The 15,399-nt window shown below is 71.9% G+C and carries 19 protein-coding genes and 1 pseudogene; 4 read left to right on the top strand and 16 right to left on the bottom strand.

The genetic code is table 11. From position 1 onward, the window contains the following. Positions 1-121 precede the first annotated feature (121 nt). Both AC0NH5_RS26330 and AC0NH5_RS26325 read right to left on the bottom strand, forming a co-directional pair. Positions 122-1,183, bottom strand: a complete 1,062-nt coding sequence (locus tag AC0NH5_RS26330; protein ID WP_474408670.1) for a methyltransferase — start codon at positions 1,181-1,183, stop codon at positions 122-124. 70 nt (positions 1,184-1,253) lie between these two features. Then, positions 1,254-1,517, bottom strand: coding sequence for a hypothetical protein (locus tag AC0NH5_RS26325; RefSeq protein ID WP_474408668.1), 264 nt, complete (start codon positions 1,515-1,517; stop codon positions 1,254-1,256). Between the two features lie 102 nt (positions 1,518-1,619). Between AC0NH5_RS26325 and AC0NH5_RS26320 the strand changes: the two genes are divergently transcribed. After that, complete coding sequence (locus AC0NH5_RS26320) at positions 1,620-2,015, top strand: hypothetical protein (protein ID WP_474408666.1); 396 nt, start codon at positions 1,620-1,622, stop codon at positions 2,013-2,015. After that, positions 2,012-2,548: an RBBP9/YdeN family alpha/beta hydrolase gene (locus AC0NH5_RS26315; protein WP_474408663.1), complete on the top strand. Its 537-nt coding sequence runs from the start codon at positions 2,012-2,014 to the stop codon at positions 2,546-2,548. Before AC0NH5_RS26320 ends, AC0NH5_RS26315 begins: the two co-directional genes overlap by 4 nt. 71 nt (positions 2,549-2,619) lie before the next feature. Here the strand turns inward: AC0NH5_RS26315 and AC0NH5_RS26310 are convergent, their stop codons facing one another. The 7 genes and pseudogenes from AC0NH5_RS26310 to AC0NH5_RS26280 form a co-directional block, all read right to left on the bottom strand. Continuing rightward, positions 2,620-3,654 carry a sigma-70 family RNA polymerase sigma factor gene (locus AC0NH5_RS26310; protein ID WP_474408661.1) on the bottom strand — a complete coding sequence of 345 codons (1,035 nt, stop codon included), beginning with the start codon at positions 3,652-3,654 and terminating at the stop codon, positions 2,620-2,622. Between the two features lie 50 nt (positions 3,655-3,704). Then, on the bottom strand, positions 3,705-4,178 hold the full coding sequence (locus AC0NH5_RS26305) for a carboxymuconolactone decarboxylase family protein (protein ID WP_474408658.1): 474 nt from the start codon (positions 4,176-4,178) through the stop codon (positions 3,705-3,707). An 85-nt stretch (positions 4,179-4,263) separates the two neighbouring features. After that, positions 4,264-5,238: a DUF3626 domain-containing protein gene (locus AC0NH5_RS26300; protein ID WP_474408655.1), complete on the bottom strand. Its 975-nt coding sequence runs from the start codon at positions 5,236-5,238 to the stop codon at positions 4,264-4,266. Further along, complete coding sequence (locus AC0NH5_RS26295) at positions 5,235-6,071, bottom strand: undecaprenyl-diphosphate phosphatase (protein ID WP_474408652.1); 837 nt, start codon at positions 6,069-6,071, stop codon at positions 5,235-5,237. Before AC0NH5_RS26295 ends, AC0NH5_RS26300 begins: the two co-directional genes overlap by 4 nt. Positions 6,072-6,128: 57 nt before the next feature. Continuing rightward, positions 6,129-7,070 carry a tyrosine-type recombinase/integrase gene (locus AC0NH5_RS26290; protein WP_474408649.1) on the bottom strand — a complete coding sequence of 314 codons (942 nt, stop codon included), beginning with the start codon at positions 7,068-7,070 and terminating at the stop codon, positions 6,129-6,131. Between the two features lie 12 nt (positions 7,071-7,082). Next, positions 7,083-7,727, bottom strand: coding sequence for an ATP-binding cassette domain-containing protein (locus tag AC0NH5_RS26285; RefSeq protein WP_474408937.1), 645 nt, complete (start codon positions 7,725-7,727; stop codon positions 7,083-7,085). Positions 7,728-8,135: 408 nt separating this feature from the next. Then, a pseudogene (locus tag AC0NH5_RS26280) lies at positions 8,136-8,672 on the bottom strand (ATP-binding cassette domain-containing protein); the annotation flags it as partial. A 329-nt stretch (positions 8,673-9,001) separates the two neighbouring features. Between AC0NH5_RS26280 and AC0NH5_RS26275 the strand changes: the two are divergent. After that, positions 9,002-9,862, top strand: coding sequence for a sigma-70 family RNA polymerase sigma factor (locus AC0NH5_RS26275; protein ID WP_474408647.1), 861 nt, complete (start codon positions 9,002-9,004; stop codon positions 9,860-9,862). 97 nt (positions 9,863-9,959) lie between these two features. On the opposite strand, the gene AC0NH5_RS26270 is transcribed toward AC0NH5_RS26275, so the two are convergent. Together AC0NH5_RS26270 and AC0NH5_RS26265 are read right to left on the bottom strand one after the other, a co-directional pair. Beyond that, complete coding sequence (locus AC0NH5_RS26270; protein WP_474408644.1) at positions 9,960-10,295, bottom strand: PadR family transcriptional regulator; 336 nt, start codon at positions 10,293-10,295, stop codon at positions 9,960-9,962. A 12-nt stretch (positions 10,296-10,307) separates the two neighbouring features. After that, complete coding sequence (locus AC0NH5_RS26265) at positions 10,308-11,390, bottom strand: hypothetical protein (RefSeq protein WP_474408641.1); 1,083 nt, start codon at positions 11,388-11,390, stop codon at positions 10,308-10,310. 146 nt (positions 11,391-11,536) lie between these two features. Here AC0NH5_RS26265 and AC0NH5_RS26260 point away from each other — a divergent pair, with 146 nt between their 5' ends. Then, on the top strand, positions 11,537-12,055 hold the full coding sequence (locus AC0NH5_RS26260) for a 2'-5' RNA ligase family protein (protein WP_474408638.1): 519 nt from the start codon (positions 11,537-11,539) through the stop codon (positions 12,053-12,055). 168 nt (positions 12,056-12,223) lie between these two features. Here AC0NH5_RS26260 and AC0NH5_RS26255 read toward each other — a convergent pair whose 3' ends face one another. Genes AC0NH5_RS26255 through AC0NH5_RS26235 form a run of 5 tightly spaced genes read right to left on the bottom strand, consistent with a single transcriptional unit; the run spans position 12,224 to position 15,370 of the window. Further along, entirely contained in the window at positions 12,224-12,574 is a 351-nt protein-coding gene (locus AC0NH5_RS26255; RefSeq protein ID WP_474408635.1) for a DUF6204 family protein, read from the bottom strand. Next, complete coding sequence (locus AC0NH5_RS26250; protein WP_474408633.1) at positions 12,564-13,424, bottom strand: SDR family oxidoreductase; 861 nt, start codon at positions 13,422-13,424, stop codon at positions 12,564-12,566. Before AC0NH5_RS26250 ends, AC0NH5_RS26255 begins: the two co-directional genes overlap by 11 nt. 10 nt (positions 13,425-13,434) lie before the next feature. Next, the gene (locus tag AC0NH5_RS26245) at positions 13,435-14,130 is read right to left on the bottom strand and encodes a hypothetical protein (RefSeq protein ID WP_474408631.1); all 696 of its coding nucleotides are present in this window, start codon (positions 14,128-14,130) and stop codon (positions 13,435-13,437) included. Beyond that, complete coding sequence (locus AC0NH5_RS26240; RefSeq protein WP_474408629.1) at positions 14,127-15,002, bottom strand: ATP-binding cassette domain-containing protein; 876 nt, start codon at positions 15,000-15,002, stop codon at positions 14,127-14,129. The genes AC0NH5_RS26245 and AC0NH5_RS26240 overlap by 4 nt, the downstream gene beginning before the upstream one ends. Continuing rightward, entirely contained in the window at positions 14,999-15,370 is a 372-nt protein-coding gene (locus tag AC0NH5_RS26235) for a GntR family transcriptional regulator (protein ID WP_474408626.1), read from the bottom strand. The genes AC0NH5_RS26240 and AC0NH5_RS26235 overlap by 4 nt, the downstream gene beginning before the upstream one ends. Between the last annotated feature and the right edge of the window lie 29 nt (positions 15,371-15,399).

Below are 15,399 nucleotides of genomic sequence, written 5' to 3'. Positions count from 1 at the left end.
TGTCAAACCCACACCGGGCACCGGGCACCGCGCCACCGCTCACTGCCGCAGCGCCGCACCGCTCACGGCTGTACCGGGTGCCGGCTCGGCGAGCAGACCACTGATGGGATGGTGCGCACTCCTAGCTGGGCATGGCCGGGCTGAAGTCGACGATCGAGCGGGAACCGGCCGGCCGCACCGAGCCGCGCCGCAGGCCGACCGTCGCGGCGAGGGCGGTGACCTGGTCGAGGGTGCGTTCCCGGCCGCCGACGTAACAGAGCATGCGCAGGTCGCCGGAGGTGTGCTCCACGCCGAAGTGGTCGACCAGGATGACCGTGCCGCCGGTCTCCGCGCAGCGGCGCAGGATCGCAGTGGCATCCTCGTCGTTCCAGTCGTGCAGAACGCCGGAAAGCACGTAGCCGGTGGCTAGCTGGTCTCCTGTCGACACGTTGCCTCCAGGCGGCGGGCTTCCCCCGAGTGGCGAGCTGTCCGCGAGTGGCGAGCTGTCTTCAGGCAGCGGGCTGTCTGCGGGCGGGAGTGGGTCGAAGAAGCTGCCGGGGTGGACGCGGGCACGGTCGCTGAGCCCGGCCCCGGCGAAGGCCCGCTCGGCGCGGGCGGCCGGGCCGGGCAGGTCGACGACGGTGCCGTGCAGGCCGGGATGCGCCGTCAGAATGGCGATCAGCAGGTCACCGCTGCCGCCGCCCACGTCGATCACGTGACCGAGGCGGTCCCACGGATAGGCGGTGGCGACGGCCGGCAGGTCGCCGGTGAGGCGTGCGCCCATCAGCGCGTCGAACGAGGCCTGCCGGGCCGGGTCGGCGGCCATGTCGTCCCAGAACGGCCGGCCGTGGTGCCGCTGGTAACCCGGTTCGCCGGTGCGGATCGCATGCAGCAACTCCACGAAGCTCAACTCGGCGTGACCGAGCGCGCCGTCGAGGTCCAGCCAGGCGCGGGCGCCGCCGGGGTGGTCGTCGCGCAGCTGCTCGCCGAGAGCTGTCAGCTCGTGGGACGGCGTCAGGATGCTGGCGGTGACCAGGTGCGCCATCAGCCGGGCCAGGGCGTCGGGATGGGTTCCGGTGGCGGCGGCGAGTGCTTCCGGCGCACGCAATCCGGCTTCTAGATGGTCTGCCAGCCGCAGCGTCGCCGCGACGCGGATGGCCATCGGTGTCACCAGGTCGGCAGCCGCCCACAGGTCCTCAGCCATCCGCCCATCCTGGCGGATCCTGGACCGGCGCGCTGCCCCGCCCGCCGGCCGCTCGAGCTGGTGGCCCGGCTCACTCTGCCGGGCGGGCCGGGGGTGGGGCAGGGCAGGTGCAGGACCGGCACGGTACGAACGGGACCGGGTCGTCGGCCGGTTCCTCGTCGAAATACGCCTCCACCGCGGCGATCACCACGGCTGGATCGGTGGCCTCCACCGTCGAGCAGCCCGACTCGTGCCCGCGCACCGCCCGGAACCGCCCGCTGTTGCGGGCGTAGGAGACGCGCCAGGCGGGTCCCAGCTCGGCGCAGAGCGTGTTGCGCGCTTCGTCGGGATCCATCGGCCAGGATCGGGGTCTCGTCACGCGCGGCGCGTTCCCGGATTCGACGGCGGCAAACGCAAGCACGCGGTTTTGTCGGGGGGTGCGTCTATGTTCACGGGCATGAGTGAGCGACCCAGCACGCGATGGCGACGTGAAGCAGCCGCGCAGACGGCGGCGGTGGCTGCCGGCACCATGACGGCGGACGAGGCCTATGCGCCCGAGCTGTGGCCCGACGACTTCACGGCCGCGGTCGACCGGGCGCTGGGGGCCTACGAGCAGGAGGTCGCCCGGCTCGACGGTTCCGGCGACGACGCGGTCTGGGCCGCGGTGGAGCGGGTCGTGACCAGGCTCAACGATATCGACGAGGAGGAGGGGCGCATCGAGACCGGCGAGCGGGAGGACCTCGCGGAATACATCGAGGTGGTTCTCACCGGCGCCGGCATCGACGTCGAGGCGCTGACCGGGCGGCGCGGGCTGAAACCGCACGAGATCACCGACACCTGGCGGGAGTGGTGACCCGGGTCCTGCTCGTCCCCGGCCGGGGGAAGGCTCTGGACGGGCACTGGTCGTGGCAGTGGGTGCGCGAGCGGCCCGGCCGGTTCCGGTGGGCGCCCGAGCCGCCGAGCCCGCCCTATGTGCCGGCGGAACGGGTGGCGGCGCTCGACACCGCGATCCGGGCCGGCGACGAGCCGGTCGTGCTGGTGGCGCACAGTGCCGGGTGCCTGACGGTGGCGTTCTGGGCCGCCGAGCACGGCCACGAGCCGCATGCGGGCCTGGTGACGGCGGCGCTGCAGGTGACGCCGCCGGACGTCAGCGGCCAGATGGAGACGCCGCGGAGCCCGCTGCCGTTCCGGACGGTGGTGGTCGCCAGCCGGGACGATCCGCACTCGTCGTTCGAGGCGGCGCGGGAGAACGCCCGGGTATGGGGTGCGCAGGTGGTGGACGCGGGGGCGGTCGGGCATCTGGATTCCCGGACGGGCTTCGGGCCGTGGCCGCACGGGGAGCGGCTGGTCGCGGCCCTGGTGGCGGGCGAGCCGATCGAGTCCTGATCGGCCCTGCCGACGCCTGTGCGCTGCCCGGGCACCGCCCCGTGTCGGTGTCCGGGCAGCGGACCACCAGGTCAGGTCTGGCCGGAGAGGTCGGCTACCGGACCCAGGTGGGAGAGCTTGTCCGGGTTGACGACGCCGCGGACGGCCTGGACGACGCCGCCGACGATCTCCAGCTCGGTCACGCTGGCCACCCGGCCTTCGGCGTCGCGGATCACGGCGCCGGGGTGGCCGTTCACCCAGGACAGGTCCGCGGTGAAGCCGGCCGGGCCGAGCTTGCCGAACAACGCGATCAGGAAGCGGGCGACCTGCTGCCGTCCGGCGAGCGGGGTGGCCAGCGCCGGGGCCTTCCCGCCACCGTCGCCGTAACTGATCACGTCGGGTGCCAGGGTCTCGAGCAGCGCATCCAGGTCGCCGCCGGCGGCGGCGTCGAAGAAGCGCTTGGCGAGTTCCTTGCCCTCCGCTCGCCGAGCCGGTGAGGACTGCCCGGCGACCGCTTTCCGGGGCGTTGCGGCCCGCTCCGGGGGCGACGGCGCCTCCGGCCGGGACGACTCTTCCGGCTGCCGGGACGACTCTTCCAGTTCGGTGGGCGGAGCGACGGACTGGTCGGCGGCCACCACCGGCGGGCGGCCGGCGGCGATACGCCGACGGGCGCGGGCGAAGATTTGCCGGCTGTTCACCTCGGTCTTGCCTATGACCCGGGCGACCTCGGCATGGCTGAAGCCGAACACCTCATGCAGCATGAACACCGCCCGCTCGACCGGCGTGAGTGTCTCCAGCATCACCAGGAACGCCATCGACAGCGAGTCGGCCAGCTCGGCGTGTTCGGCCGGGCCGCGGCCGTCGGCCGGCAGCACGACCGGTTCCGGCAGCCAGCTGCCCACGTACGTCTCCCGTTTGACCCGCGCCGACCGCAGATGGTTGATGCCGAGGCGGGTCACCGATGTCGTCAGGTAGGCCTTCGGGTCGGTGATCGCGGTGCCGGCCCGCCGGGCCCGGGTGACGCCGAGGAACGCGTCCTGCACGATGTCCTCGGCGTCGCCCACCGAGCCGGTCATCCCGTAGGCGATGGAGAACAGCAGGGGCCGGTATCCGGTTTCGTCGGGCACGTTCTACTCCTCCGCGAAGGCTCGGCGGTCGAGGCACCAGCGGGCGGCGGTCATCCGAACATGCCGACCCGATACTCGCCGGCCGGCTGCCGCACCAGCACGTTCAACCGGTTGAACGCGTTGATCAGGGCGATCCCGGCCACCAGCGCCGCGAGTTCCTCCTCGTCGTAGTACTTGCGGGCGTTCGCCCACGCCTCGTCGCTGACGCCGCCCGCCGCGTCCGCGATCCGGGTGCCCTGCTCGGTGAGTTCCAGCGCGGCCCGCTCGGCGTCGGTGAACGCCGTCGCCTCCCGCCATGCCGCCACCAGGTTGAGCCGGACCGCGGTCTCGCCGGCCGCGGTGGCCTCCTTGAAGTGCATGTCGGTGCAGAACCCGCAGCCGTTGATCTGGCTGGCCCGCAGTTTCACCAGTTCCTGGGTGGTGGCCGGGACCGTGGACTCGGCCAGCACCCGGCCGGCCGCGGTCAGGTGCTTGAGGGACTTGCTCGCGATCGGCGAGGCGAACAGGTTCAGTCGTGCGTCCATGGTGCGCTCCTACCGTTGTGGTGGTTACGCCCTCTAAGACAAGCCCGCCCGGCGAGACGTGACAGCTGCGGGTGTGAACTGGATCTCAGCCGAGCAGCACCAGGATGTGCCAGAGGTACTTGACCAGTTGCAGCACCTCGCCCTGAGTGCCGAAGCGGGCCCACGCCGCCGGGGAGCGGACCGCTGAGCGGGCCGCCCGGCCGATCACCTCGGCGTCGAGGACACGGCGGTCGTAGCGACCGGCGACGAACCGGGCGAACGCCGGCACCTCCGGGCCGCGCAGCACGACCGGGAAGGCGGCCGCGAGCAGGGCGTATCCGCGATGCCAGCGCACCGGGACGCCGAGGGAGCGCAGGGACGCTTCGGTGGTCGTACCCCGGAAGGAAGGGTCGGCGACGACGGCCGCGACGTCGCCGCTCAGGGTGAGGCCGCCGTGGATCTGGGCTTCGACGTACCAGTCGATGGCCCGGCCGCAAGTCGGCGCCGGGGCGTCCGGGGCGGCCAGCCAGGCGGCGCACGCCGCGGAGCGCTCCGACACCGACGAGATCCATTCGGGTACGGAACCGGCGGCGACGGCGAGAGCGGATCCGGTATGAGCCACGTCCTGCAGCAGCGCGTCCCACACCGCGGCGAACGTCGTAGCGGTCCCGACCACGGCCGGTTCCGTGACACTGTCGCCGTGACTGAACGTGGCCCGGGCCGTCGCCGACGGCCGCAGCACCAGGTGGCAGCTGCCGAACCGGGGTGCGGCGCCGTCCGGATGCCCGGCCAGGTTCAGCGCCCCGTAGAGCGGCCGCCCCGCCGTACCCGTGTAGGCCCCGCCGAACATCCGGTGCTCCCACCGGGCCCGGAAGTCGCCGATCCCGCCGTTGGAGATCCCGGTCTCGAACTGGCTGCGGTAGACGCCGTCGGCGGCCAGGCGCTCGGCGACCGTGCGCCCGTCGGCGACCAGCCGGTCCGGATGGAAGTTGACCGTGACCGCCACGTCCGCCGGGAGATCTGAAGCGGACGGGAACAGCGCCCGCACATGGGCGAGCGCTCGTTCCGCGGCAGCGGTCACTTCGCTTCGATCGCGCCCGTCGCCAACAGCACCAGCAGCAGCGAGCCGAGCGCGACGCGGTAGAAGATGAACACGCTGTACGAGTGTTTCGCCACGAACTTGAGCAGCCAGTTCACCGACGCGTACGCCACCACGAAGCTGACCACGGTCGCCACGATCGTGTTGGTCCAGCCGACCCCGTTGGCGATCCGGTCGGCCTCGCCGACGCCCTGCAGCACCGAGGCGCCGGTGAGCGCCGGGATGGACAGGAAGAACGACAGCTTCGTGACGGTCACCCGGTCCAGGTCACGCAGCAGACCGGCGGACATCGTCGCACCCGAGCGGGAGATGCCCGGGATCAGCGCCATGCACTGCACGGTGCCGATGATCAGCGTGTCTTTCCAGGTCACGTCCTTCTCGTTGCGGACCTGGGTGGCGGCGTGGTCGGCGAACGCCATCACACCGCTCCACAGGATCAGCGCGCCCGCCACGAACCACAGGCTGCGCAGCGTGGTCTCGATCTGGTCCTTGAACAGCAGCGCGGCGATCACGATCGGGATCGAGCCGAGCAGCACCGCGAAGCCGAACCGGAAGTCGGCGTGCTCACGCTGTTCCTTGTTGAGCAGACCGCGGAAGAACGCCGGCACGATGCGGGCGATGTCCTTGCGCAGGAACAGGATGGTGGCGAGCACCGCACCGGACTGGATGATGACCGTGAAGGCGGTGATGTCCGGGTCGTCGATGGTGTGCCCGAACAGCTTCTCCAGGATGGTCAGATGCCCGGTGCTGGACACCGGGAGGAACTCGGTGACACCCTCGACCGCCCCGAGGATGACCGCTTCGACAATGCTCATTTCCGTTGCCACGCACGCCCGCTTTCCCTAGCCAGCTGATGAGCATAGGGGGGTGAATCAGGCCGGTTCACGCCGGGCACGGGCCGCCGCGATCGTGTACGCGGGGTCACGATCCAGGTTGTGACGGTCACGGTCGTACCGGCGTGTGGTGCGCGGATCGGCATGTCCCATGGCGTCCTGCACGTCCTCCAGGGGCACCCCCTCGGCGCGGGCGGTGGTGGCGAACGCGTGCCGCAGCGAGTGCGGCGACAGCCGGTCGGCGGCGTCGATGCCGGCCTCCTTCGCCAGCCGCCGCACCGTCCGGAACACCGCGTGCCGGTCCACCCGGGCGCCGGTGGTGGTGACGAACAGCGGGCCGTCGGCGGTGCCCCGGATCCGCAGATATTCGTCCAGGGCGGCGCCGGCGCCCGGAGTCAGCGCCCGGCGGCGCGGCCGGCCGCCCTTGCCGACGAACCGGACGGTGCGGTGCCTCCGCTCCCAGCCCAGGTCGGCGAGGTCCAGGCTGACCACCTCGCCGACGCGCAGGCCCAGGTCGGCGAGCAGCGCCAGCACGGCACGGTGCCGGACCGCGGCCGGGCCGGTGGCCTGCCGGGCGGCGGCGAGCAGCGCGTCCACCTCCGCCGGCGACAACCCGACGGTCGAGGAGTGGTCGCGGGAGACGTGCGGCCGGTCGGCGCCTCCGACCGGGTTGGCGGCGACGGCCTGCAGCTTGACCAGGAAGTCGTACCAGCTGGAGACGCCGGAGAGCTTGCGGGCCACGGTCGCGGCCGCGAGGGGCCGGGCTTCGAGACTCCGGGCGTACGCGTTGACGTCCAGAAAAGACGCCTGCAACGGATCGCGGCCCGTGGCGGCGCACCACTCCAGCCATGACGTCACATCGCGCCGGTACGCCTCGCGGGTGTGCGCGGACAGCCGCCGGTTCGCCAGCCAGGCCTCGGTGAACTGCTGCGCCGGCCCACCGGCGGCCAGTTCGCGGGTGAGGTGCGGCACCAGGGACATGCCGTCATCCTCTCAGCTTTCGATCACTTGTCCGTCCGCGACATGCCACCGGCGGGTGGTTCCCACCGCGTCGGCGAAGTACCGGTCGTGGCTGACGATCACCAGCGTGCCCCGGTAGCGGCGCAGCGCCTCCTCGACCACGTCCAGGGCCTCGAAGTCGAGGAAGTTGGTGGGTTCGTCGAGCAGCAGCACCCGCTTCTCGGTGTTGACGACCACGGCCAGCAGCAGCCGCCGCAGCTCCCCGGCGGACAGGTCACGCACCGGCGCGGTCCACTGCTCGGGTTCGAACTGGTGCCCGCGCAGCAGCGTCTCGGCGTCGTCGGCGTACACCGGCACCCGGGCCCGGAAGAAGTCCAGCATCGACGTCTTCGTCCGCAGCCCCTCGTCGGTCTGCGGCAGCACCGCCACCTCGGGGTGCCGCCGCTGCAGGGCCCGCAGCAGGGTGGTCTTGCCGGAGCCGTTGCGCCCGGTGATCAGGATCCGGTCGCCGCGGTGCACGTCCAGGTCGACGTGCTCGAGCAGCACCCGCGGCCCGGCCAGGATCCGCTCCTCGCGAATCTTGAGCACGACCTCGGTGGTGTCGCTGTCGTCGCCCGGGAAGGCGAGCGTCAGCGGCGGCCGGGTGCGCGGCTGGGCGATCCACCGGACCGACGCCATCTGCCGGCGCAGCCGCCGCTCGCGGACCTTCGCCTTGCGGGCCACCAGCCGGGCGACGCGGCGCAGGTGCGGGGCGGTCACCCCGGACCGGACCGTGTTCTCGACACCGGTCGCGTACCCCTTGGTCCGCTCGATGTCGGCTTCCCAGCGCAGCCGGTCCTTCTCCTGCGCCTCGAAGTCGAGCAGCAGTTTCTCCCAGCGGCGCTGCTTCTCCGCGCGGAACGCCGTGTAGCCGCCGCCCGGATAGTCCTGCGGCTGCTCGTCGATGCCGTCCAGCTCGATGATGCGGGCGGCGAACTCGTCGAGGAACGCCCGGTCGTGGCTGACCGCGAGGACCCCGCCGGGGAAGTCGCGCAGCCAGTCCCGCAGCCAGGCGGCGCCCTCGGCGTCCAGGTGGTTGGTCGGCTCGTCGAGCAACAGCAGATCAGGATCGGACAGCAGGGCCCGAGCCAGCAGCAGCCGGGCCTGCTCACCGCCGCTGACCGTGGCGACCGGCAGGCCGTCGTCGAGGTGCTCGATGCCCAGGCGCTGGCGGATTTCGGTGAGCCGGGTCTCGGCGTTCCAGCCTTCCAGGGCCGTCCAGCGTTCCTGGACCGCGCCGTACTCGGCGAGCACGTCGTCCCCGGCGGCCATCTGTTCCTCCAGGCGGCGCAGGCCGGCGGTCACCGCGGCGAGCTCGCCGAGCCCGGAGGTGAGGAAGTCACCGACAGTGCTGTCCGGCAGCCGGTCGAGCACATGCGCGACCCGGGTGCCGGCGGCCACGCTGACGTGGCCGGCGACCGGTTTCAACTCGCCGGCGAGCACCCGCAGCAGGGTGCTCTTGCCGGCGCCGTTGGGCCCGACCACCCCGATCCGGTCGCCGGCGCCGAGCACCAGGTCGAAACCGGAGAACAGCAGGTCACCGTCGTGCGCGGCGGCGAGGTTGACGGCTTTGAGATGCGGCAAGGAGACCTCCGGGGTCGACGCGAAACGTTGACGGTGTCTGTCTCACATCGCCCGCGTGCCCTCCTCGAAGTCCCGGCCACTCTCTCGCGCCCACCCGTGCCCCGCAACCGAATTCCGCCCGTTCCGGCTCGCCCCCACCGCAACCGAATTCCGCCCGTTCCGGCTCGTGGCACCGGGCTGCCGTGGCCCACCGCCGGCCTGAATCGGCCCGCTGTGGCTACTTGAGGAGAAATACGCGATGCAACCGAGCGGCAACCAAGAGTGCCCATTTCCTGCACCCGACGCAGCGAAAAGTTCCCCCTGTCAGCCGACACAGGGGGGATCACACGATGACCACGACCGTCCAGCCGAACGCCACCGTCACCCGCGAGCAGGAGCAGCACATCCGCGAGAACATGGCGTTGGTCGGCCACATGGTCCGCGAGATGCTGTTCAAGGTGCCGCCACACGTGCACCGCGACGACCTCGCCTCGGCCGGTTACGCCGCGCTGGTCACCGCGGCCCAGTCGTTCGACCCCGAGCGCGGCATCCCGTTCGGCCGGTTCGCCGCGATGCGGGTCCGCGGGGCGCTGCTCGACGAGCTGCGCAGCATGGACTGGGCCAGCCGTTCGGTCCGGGCCCGCGCCCGCCGCGCCGACGTCGCCCGCGAGGAACTGACCCGCCGGCTCGGGCGCACCCCGACCGCCGAGGAACTGGCCGAGCTGCTCGGTGTCGCCGTCAACGAGCTGAGCAGCGTCGACGACGACGTGCAGCGCGCCGCCGTCCTGTCGCTGCAGGGTTTCTCCGCCGGCGCCGCCGAGGACCTGGTCACCGAGGTCTCGATGAACCCGGAGGAGATGCTGCTGCACCGCGAGCGTCTTGGGTACCTGCACGACGCTGTCACCGTGCTGCCGGAACGCCTGCGTTTCGTCGTCGAGTCCTCGTTCCTGCAGGAGCGCCCGCTCTCCGAGGTCGCCGCCGAGCTGGGCGTCACCGAGTCGCGTGTCTCGCAGCTGCGCACCGAGGCCCTCGCCCTGCTGCGCGACGGTCTGACCACCCACATGGAGCAGGTCACCGCGCCCACCGCGAAGGACGGCTGTGTCGCCCGGCGCCGTGCCGCTTACGCCGCGCAGATCGCCGCCCGCAGCACCATGCACAGCCGCCTCGGCGCCACCGACGTCAACGGCCAGCGTCTCGCCGCTGCCGCCTGATGCGCCACCGGGCGCGCACTCTGATCACCGGTCCGGCGGGTTCGCGGCGCCTCACGCGCCGCGAACCCACCGGCTGATCAACCCGCAGCGGTAGGCCTCACGCACTCGACAGCCCCGCCACCGTGCCCGGCCGATGCCGCAGCTGTTCCTCCGCGGCCGTCGCCCGTCTGCGCAGCCGGTCCACCTCGACGCCCAGCGCCGCCGCCCCGCTGTCGCTGAGCCGGTAGTACCGGCGTAGCCGCCCCTCGACCGCCTCCTCCCGTTCCACCTCGATCAGCCCCTGCTCGGTGAGCCGGTCCAGCGCCCCGTACAGAGTGCCGGGTCGTAGCTTCACCTCACCGCCGGACAGGTCGACAACCGATTGGACGATGCCGTAGCCGTGCAGCGGCTGTGACGCCAGCGCGGTGAGGATGAGAAACGTCGGCTCCTGCATGTCCTCAGCCTCTCAACTCGTCACGGGCCGGGTCTCGGCGGCCACGGCGGGCCGCTTCACACCCACCAGCAGCGCACTCACGGCCAGCACCATGCCCGCCCCGAACAGCGCCAGATTGAGCCAGCCGGGCCCGAACGGCCAGTACGCCCCCGGCGACAGCGCGCTGTGCACGGTGTAGACCAGGTCGCCGTTGCCCGTGGTCCGGAAGACACGGATCACGTTGCCGTAGAACGCCGCCACCGGCAACGCCAGCACCACCACAGCGGCCGCCGCCAGCGCAACGGCCACCCCCCGTTGCGCGGTCCCGGCGCGCAGCAGCCGGCGTGCCGCCGCGGCCACGACCAGCCATCCGCCGGCCATCCCGGCGAGCGTGCCGGCCACGACCAGCGGCAGCATGCTCGCGTTGCCGGTCGGCCACAGCTGGATGCTGACGCTGCCGGTCCGTTCGGTCAGGTTGCCTGCCACGCTCAGCGACACCCCGTCATGCTCCGCCCGGAACTCGGTGCCCTCGACCGCCAGCTCGACGCTGCGGTCGTCCTCCTCCAACGCCATCGCGCTGCTGTCCAGAGCGCGGGTCGGGCCCACCTGCCAGCCCTGGGCCACCAGGTGCTGCCGGGCCTGCTCCGGATCCCAGCCGTCGAGCCCGCTCACCATCGTGTCGCCCAGGATCGTGACGCCGAACCAGGGGCTGCCCTCGTCGTCGAACACCGTGGTGTCGGGGGTCTGCGCCGGAACCAGATCGGCCAGCAGCGCCCGCACCTGCGGCTCGCTCGGCAGCTCGGCGAACGTCTTCTCGGCGGCCCACGATCCCGCCGCCGCGCCCAGCCCGCCGCCGATCAGCAGCGCGAACACCGCCGCCACCCAGACCAGGGGCCGCCCGGCCGGCAGCCGGAACCGTTGCCGGATGCCGCTGGCCACCAGATGCCAGACCTCGCCGGCCGCGGGCCGGCGCTGCCCCGGCTCGGCCATCTCCAGCAGCGTGGTCACCATCTCCGCCCCGTGCCGCTGCCGGTATGACCGCGGGTAGGCCCGCAGCAGCCGCTGATAAGCCCGTTCCAGCCCCGGATCCACCCGCGGCCACTCCGCCGCCGTCATGTCGTCACTCCCCGAAAAAGCATGCGCTGACCGTACGCCGCCCGCTATATATCGTCAACCGACCTATGCAAGGTCCCGCCAACAAGATGTGGAGGGTTGTCGATCTCGTCGGTGCGTCGTCATCCCGAGTCGGGAATACTGCGGCGGTGGAGCCGACGCTGAGCACCCTCGCCGTCCTGATCCCGGAGGCCGAGCCCGCGGTCGCCGCCATCCGCGAACGCCTGGACCGCTCGTCGGGCATCCCCGCCCACGTCACCGTCCTGCACCCGTTCCTGCCGCCGCACGAACTCACCCCACGGGTCCTCGCCGCCGTCCGCAACGTCGCGGCCGGCGTGCCCCGCTTCCTGGCCGTCTTCGACACGGTCGGGTGGTTCGGCGACCGTGTCGCATGGCTCTCGCCCACGCCGGCCGAACCGTTCCGCGAGCTCACCCACCGCATCGCCGCCCGGTTTCCGCGCGCCCAGCCTTACGGCGGCGAGTTCGCCGAGGTGGTGCCCCACCTGACGATCGGTCACAGCCACTCCCCGCCGGAGCTGGCGGCGGCCGCCACCGAGGTGACGCGGCACCTGCCGATCCGCTCCTGGGTGAGCACCGTCCACCTGCTGGTGGGGCGGCCCGAGACCGGCAGCCCGTGGACCACCGTCACCGATTTCCCGCTCGGATAGCGCCTGCTCCCGCTCCGCGTTGCTCATGGCGGTCACGCTAGGCCCTGCCCCAAGGGACGGCTCAACCCCGATTTCCGGGACACGATCGAGGGCGCCGGGCGGCCACAATGAACGACGATGCCGCCAACCGGTGGTTGGCGGCATTCAGTTCGGTGCGATCGAGGAGCGCTAGGAACGGCGGCGGCCACGCGGCCCCAGCGGCACCTCGGACATGTCCACGGTCTGCGAGGTGATCCGCTTGAAGCCATAACCGCGTGCGGTCATCCACGCCGCCGCCTTGGCCTCCGACCGGGCGGTGACCTTCGGAATGTCCTTCTCCTCAGCGACCTGCTCGGCGAAGCGGAAGGTGAAGAACGGCCGCGCCGCCAGGTCGTAGGTGAGATGGCCCTCCTCGGTGTACTCCACCGCGAGGATGTCGGCGTGCCGGTCACCGGCCGCGATCAACTCGGCCTTCTGCGCGTCGCTGAGGTTGTCGAAGGATCCGCGGACGGTCACCCGGATCGTGCGTTCACTGTTCACGGCGCCCAGTATCGGCAGCGCCGCCGGCCGGCGACACCGGTTTTCGCCGCATGAACTCGTGGGCCCCGCGCAGCCGGACAGCGAGGACGGCGGCCGCCCGGTCGGTGACCAGGCGCAGGTCAGGTGGCCGGGACAGCCCGAGCGCGGCGAGGCTGGTGGACGGGACGGCGCCCGGGTCGAGGCCGTCGCGGCGCGCCACCAGGAGACCCAGGTCATAACGGCTGATCGCGTCGGCGCCGGCCACGTTGAGCACCCCGCGGTAGGAACTGCCGGCCAGCTCGACGAGCGCGTCGGCCAGGTCGTCGACGTGCACCGGCTTGCGGACCTCGTCGGTGAACAACGCGCCCCGCGCCCGGCCCGCGATCAGGTCCCGGGTCAGCACCTCGTGGGCGCCGTGGCCGTCGCCGAGGATCAGCGAGGTCCGGACCACGGCCGCGGACGGCAGCACGGCCTTGACCGCGGTCTCGGCGGCTGCTTTGGCGGCGCCGTACGCGTACACCGGGTCGGGGAGGGCTTCCTCGTCGTACTCCCCCGCGCGCCCGGAGAAGATCGCGTCGCTGGAGACGTGCACCAGGCGTACCCCCGCAATTGCCGCAGCGACCGCGACGTTGGCCGCACCGTCCGCCGTGGCCGGCCAATCATTGCGGTCGCGGCCCGCGGCCGTGTGGATGATCGCGTCCGGCCGCACCGCCGCGACCACCCGCCGCACGTCCGCCGGATCGCGGATGTCCAGGCGAACGTCGTGCGTCAGCGACGCGCCGACCGCCTCCCAGCCGGCGGCCGCCGCGCGGGAGACGACGCGGCGGCCGAGGTAGCCGCTTCCACCAGTGATCAACACACGTCCGGTCACCCGGGAGACTCTAGGCGGCCCTGGCCCGCAGCGAGATGTCGCGCACCATGCCGAACAGCAGCCCCCACAACGCCGCGACGGCGACGGCGGTGACCGCCAGGATCACGCCGAGGTTGTCGGTGTCGGCGCGCAGGGCCGGCACGAGGCCGAAGAAGCCGTTGAACCCGCCGGTGACCAGCACCGCGGCGGCGGCGAACGGCACCATGACGATCCCGCCCGCCTCCCACCGGTAGAAGGCGGCGCCGAGCACCGCGCCGGCGACGAGCCAGGTCAGCAGAACGCTCAGATAGGCCACGAAGATCGCCGGAGAGTCGGTCGCCGAGTCGAAGATCCGGCTGTCCTGCAGCTTCTGCGGCCAGTCGAACGCCCGGTAGACGGCGGCCTCACCCGCGTAGACCAGGGTGATCAGCGCGGCCGCCGACGTCGCGAGGGCCACGATGAACGCCGGGTACTGCAGCAGGAACTCGCGCCGGGTCCGCCCGTGCACCAGCGTCGTGCCGAGCACGCCGGTGAAGCTGGTGCCGTAACCCAGGGCGAGCCAGATCAGCACCTGCCCGCCCACGTCGACGGTGCTGATCCGGATGTCGGTCAACAATGCGACCACGGTCAGCAGCACCGCGCAGGCCCCGTAGAAGCCGAGCAGGATGAACAGCAGGAACGGCAGGTGGGTGCTGAACAGGTACCGGGCGATCGGCCAGCGGCTCACGAGACACCTCCGGTCAGATGGATGAACAGGTCCTGCAGGGCGACCGGGCCGAGCTCGAGCCCGTGGGTGCGGGCGGCACGCAGACTGTCGTCACCGAGCGTCCCGTAGACCATGACCCGCTTGGTGGGGCCGAGGCGTTCCTCGCCGAGCACGGTCAGGCCGAACACGAAGTCGTCGACGACCTCGGCCGGCCCGGTCACCGACACCCCGCGCGCACGCAGGTCGTCGACGTCCTCGTGCAGCTGCAACCGCCCCTCGTGCATGATCAGAACCTGCTCGAAGACCGGGCTCTGCTCCTCGATCAGGTGCGTGGAGAGCAGGAAGGTGCGCGGGTTCGCCAGGTAGTCGCGCAGCAGCTCGTCGGTGAACAGCCGCCGGGTGGGCGCGTCCATGCCCAGGTGAGCCTCGTCGAACATGGTCACCGGGGCGCGTGAGGCCAGCCCGACGACCACGCCGAAAGCCGAGCGCTGGCCGCGCGACAGCGCGCCGAGCGTCTTGTTGCGCGGCAGCGCGAAGCGTTCCATCAGCTCCTCGGCATACTTGCCGTCCCAGCCGGGGCGCAGCATCCGGGCCATGTCCAGGATGTCGGGGAGTTTGTCGGTGTTGTCGCCCACGCCGCTGTTCTCGCCGATCAGGCAGATCCGGGTGGTGACGGCCCGGTTCTCGAAGACCGGTTCACCGCCGACGTGGACCGTGCCGCCGGAGGGCTTGCGGAACCCGGCGAGCGCGGTCAGCAGGGTGGTCTTGCCGGCGCCGTTGCGCCCGAGCAGCCCGTAAATCTTGCCGCCGGGCAGATCGAGGTCGAGGCCGTGCAGGGCGACGGTGTCGCCGTATCGCACCTGCAGGGCGGATGTCTGGATCGAAAGCGTCATCGGTCCTCCCCCGGGTCGGCCGACTGCTGGATGCGGGCCACGAGATCGGCGACCGGGATCTCCAGGGCGCGGGCCTCGGCGATCATCGGCTCCAGCACGTCGGCGAAGAACCGCTCGCGCCGCTGTTCGCGCAGCTGCCGTTGGGCGCCAGGACTGACGAACATCCCGACGCCGCGGCGCTTGTAGATCACGCCGTCGTCGACGAGCTGCTGGAACGCCTTGGCCGCGGTCGCCGGGTTGATCCGGTAGAACGTCGCGTACTGGGTCGTGGACATCACCTGCTCGTCGTCCTTCAGCACGCCACGGAGCACATCGGCCTTGATCTGCTCGGCGATCTGCCGGTAGATCGGGCTGCGGTCGTCGAACATCGCTCCACATCGCCTCCTCGGCTAGCGGT

It is taken from the genome of Actinoplanes sp. 13, assembly GCF_056134165.1.
The sequence above is the reverse complement of the archived record's forward strand: the minus strand, read 5'-3'. Positions and strand labels throughout refer to the sequence as shown.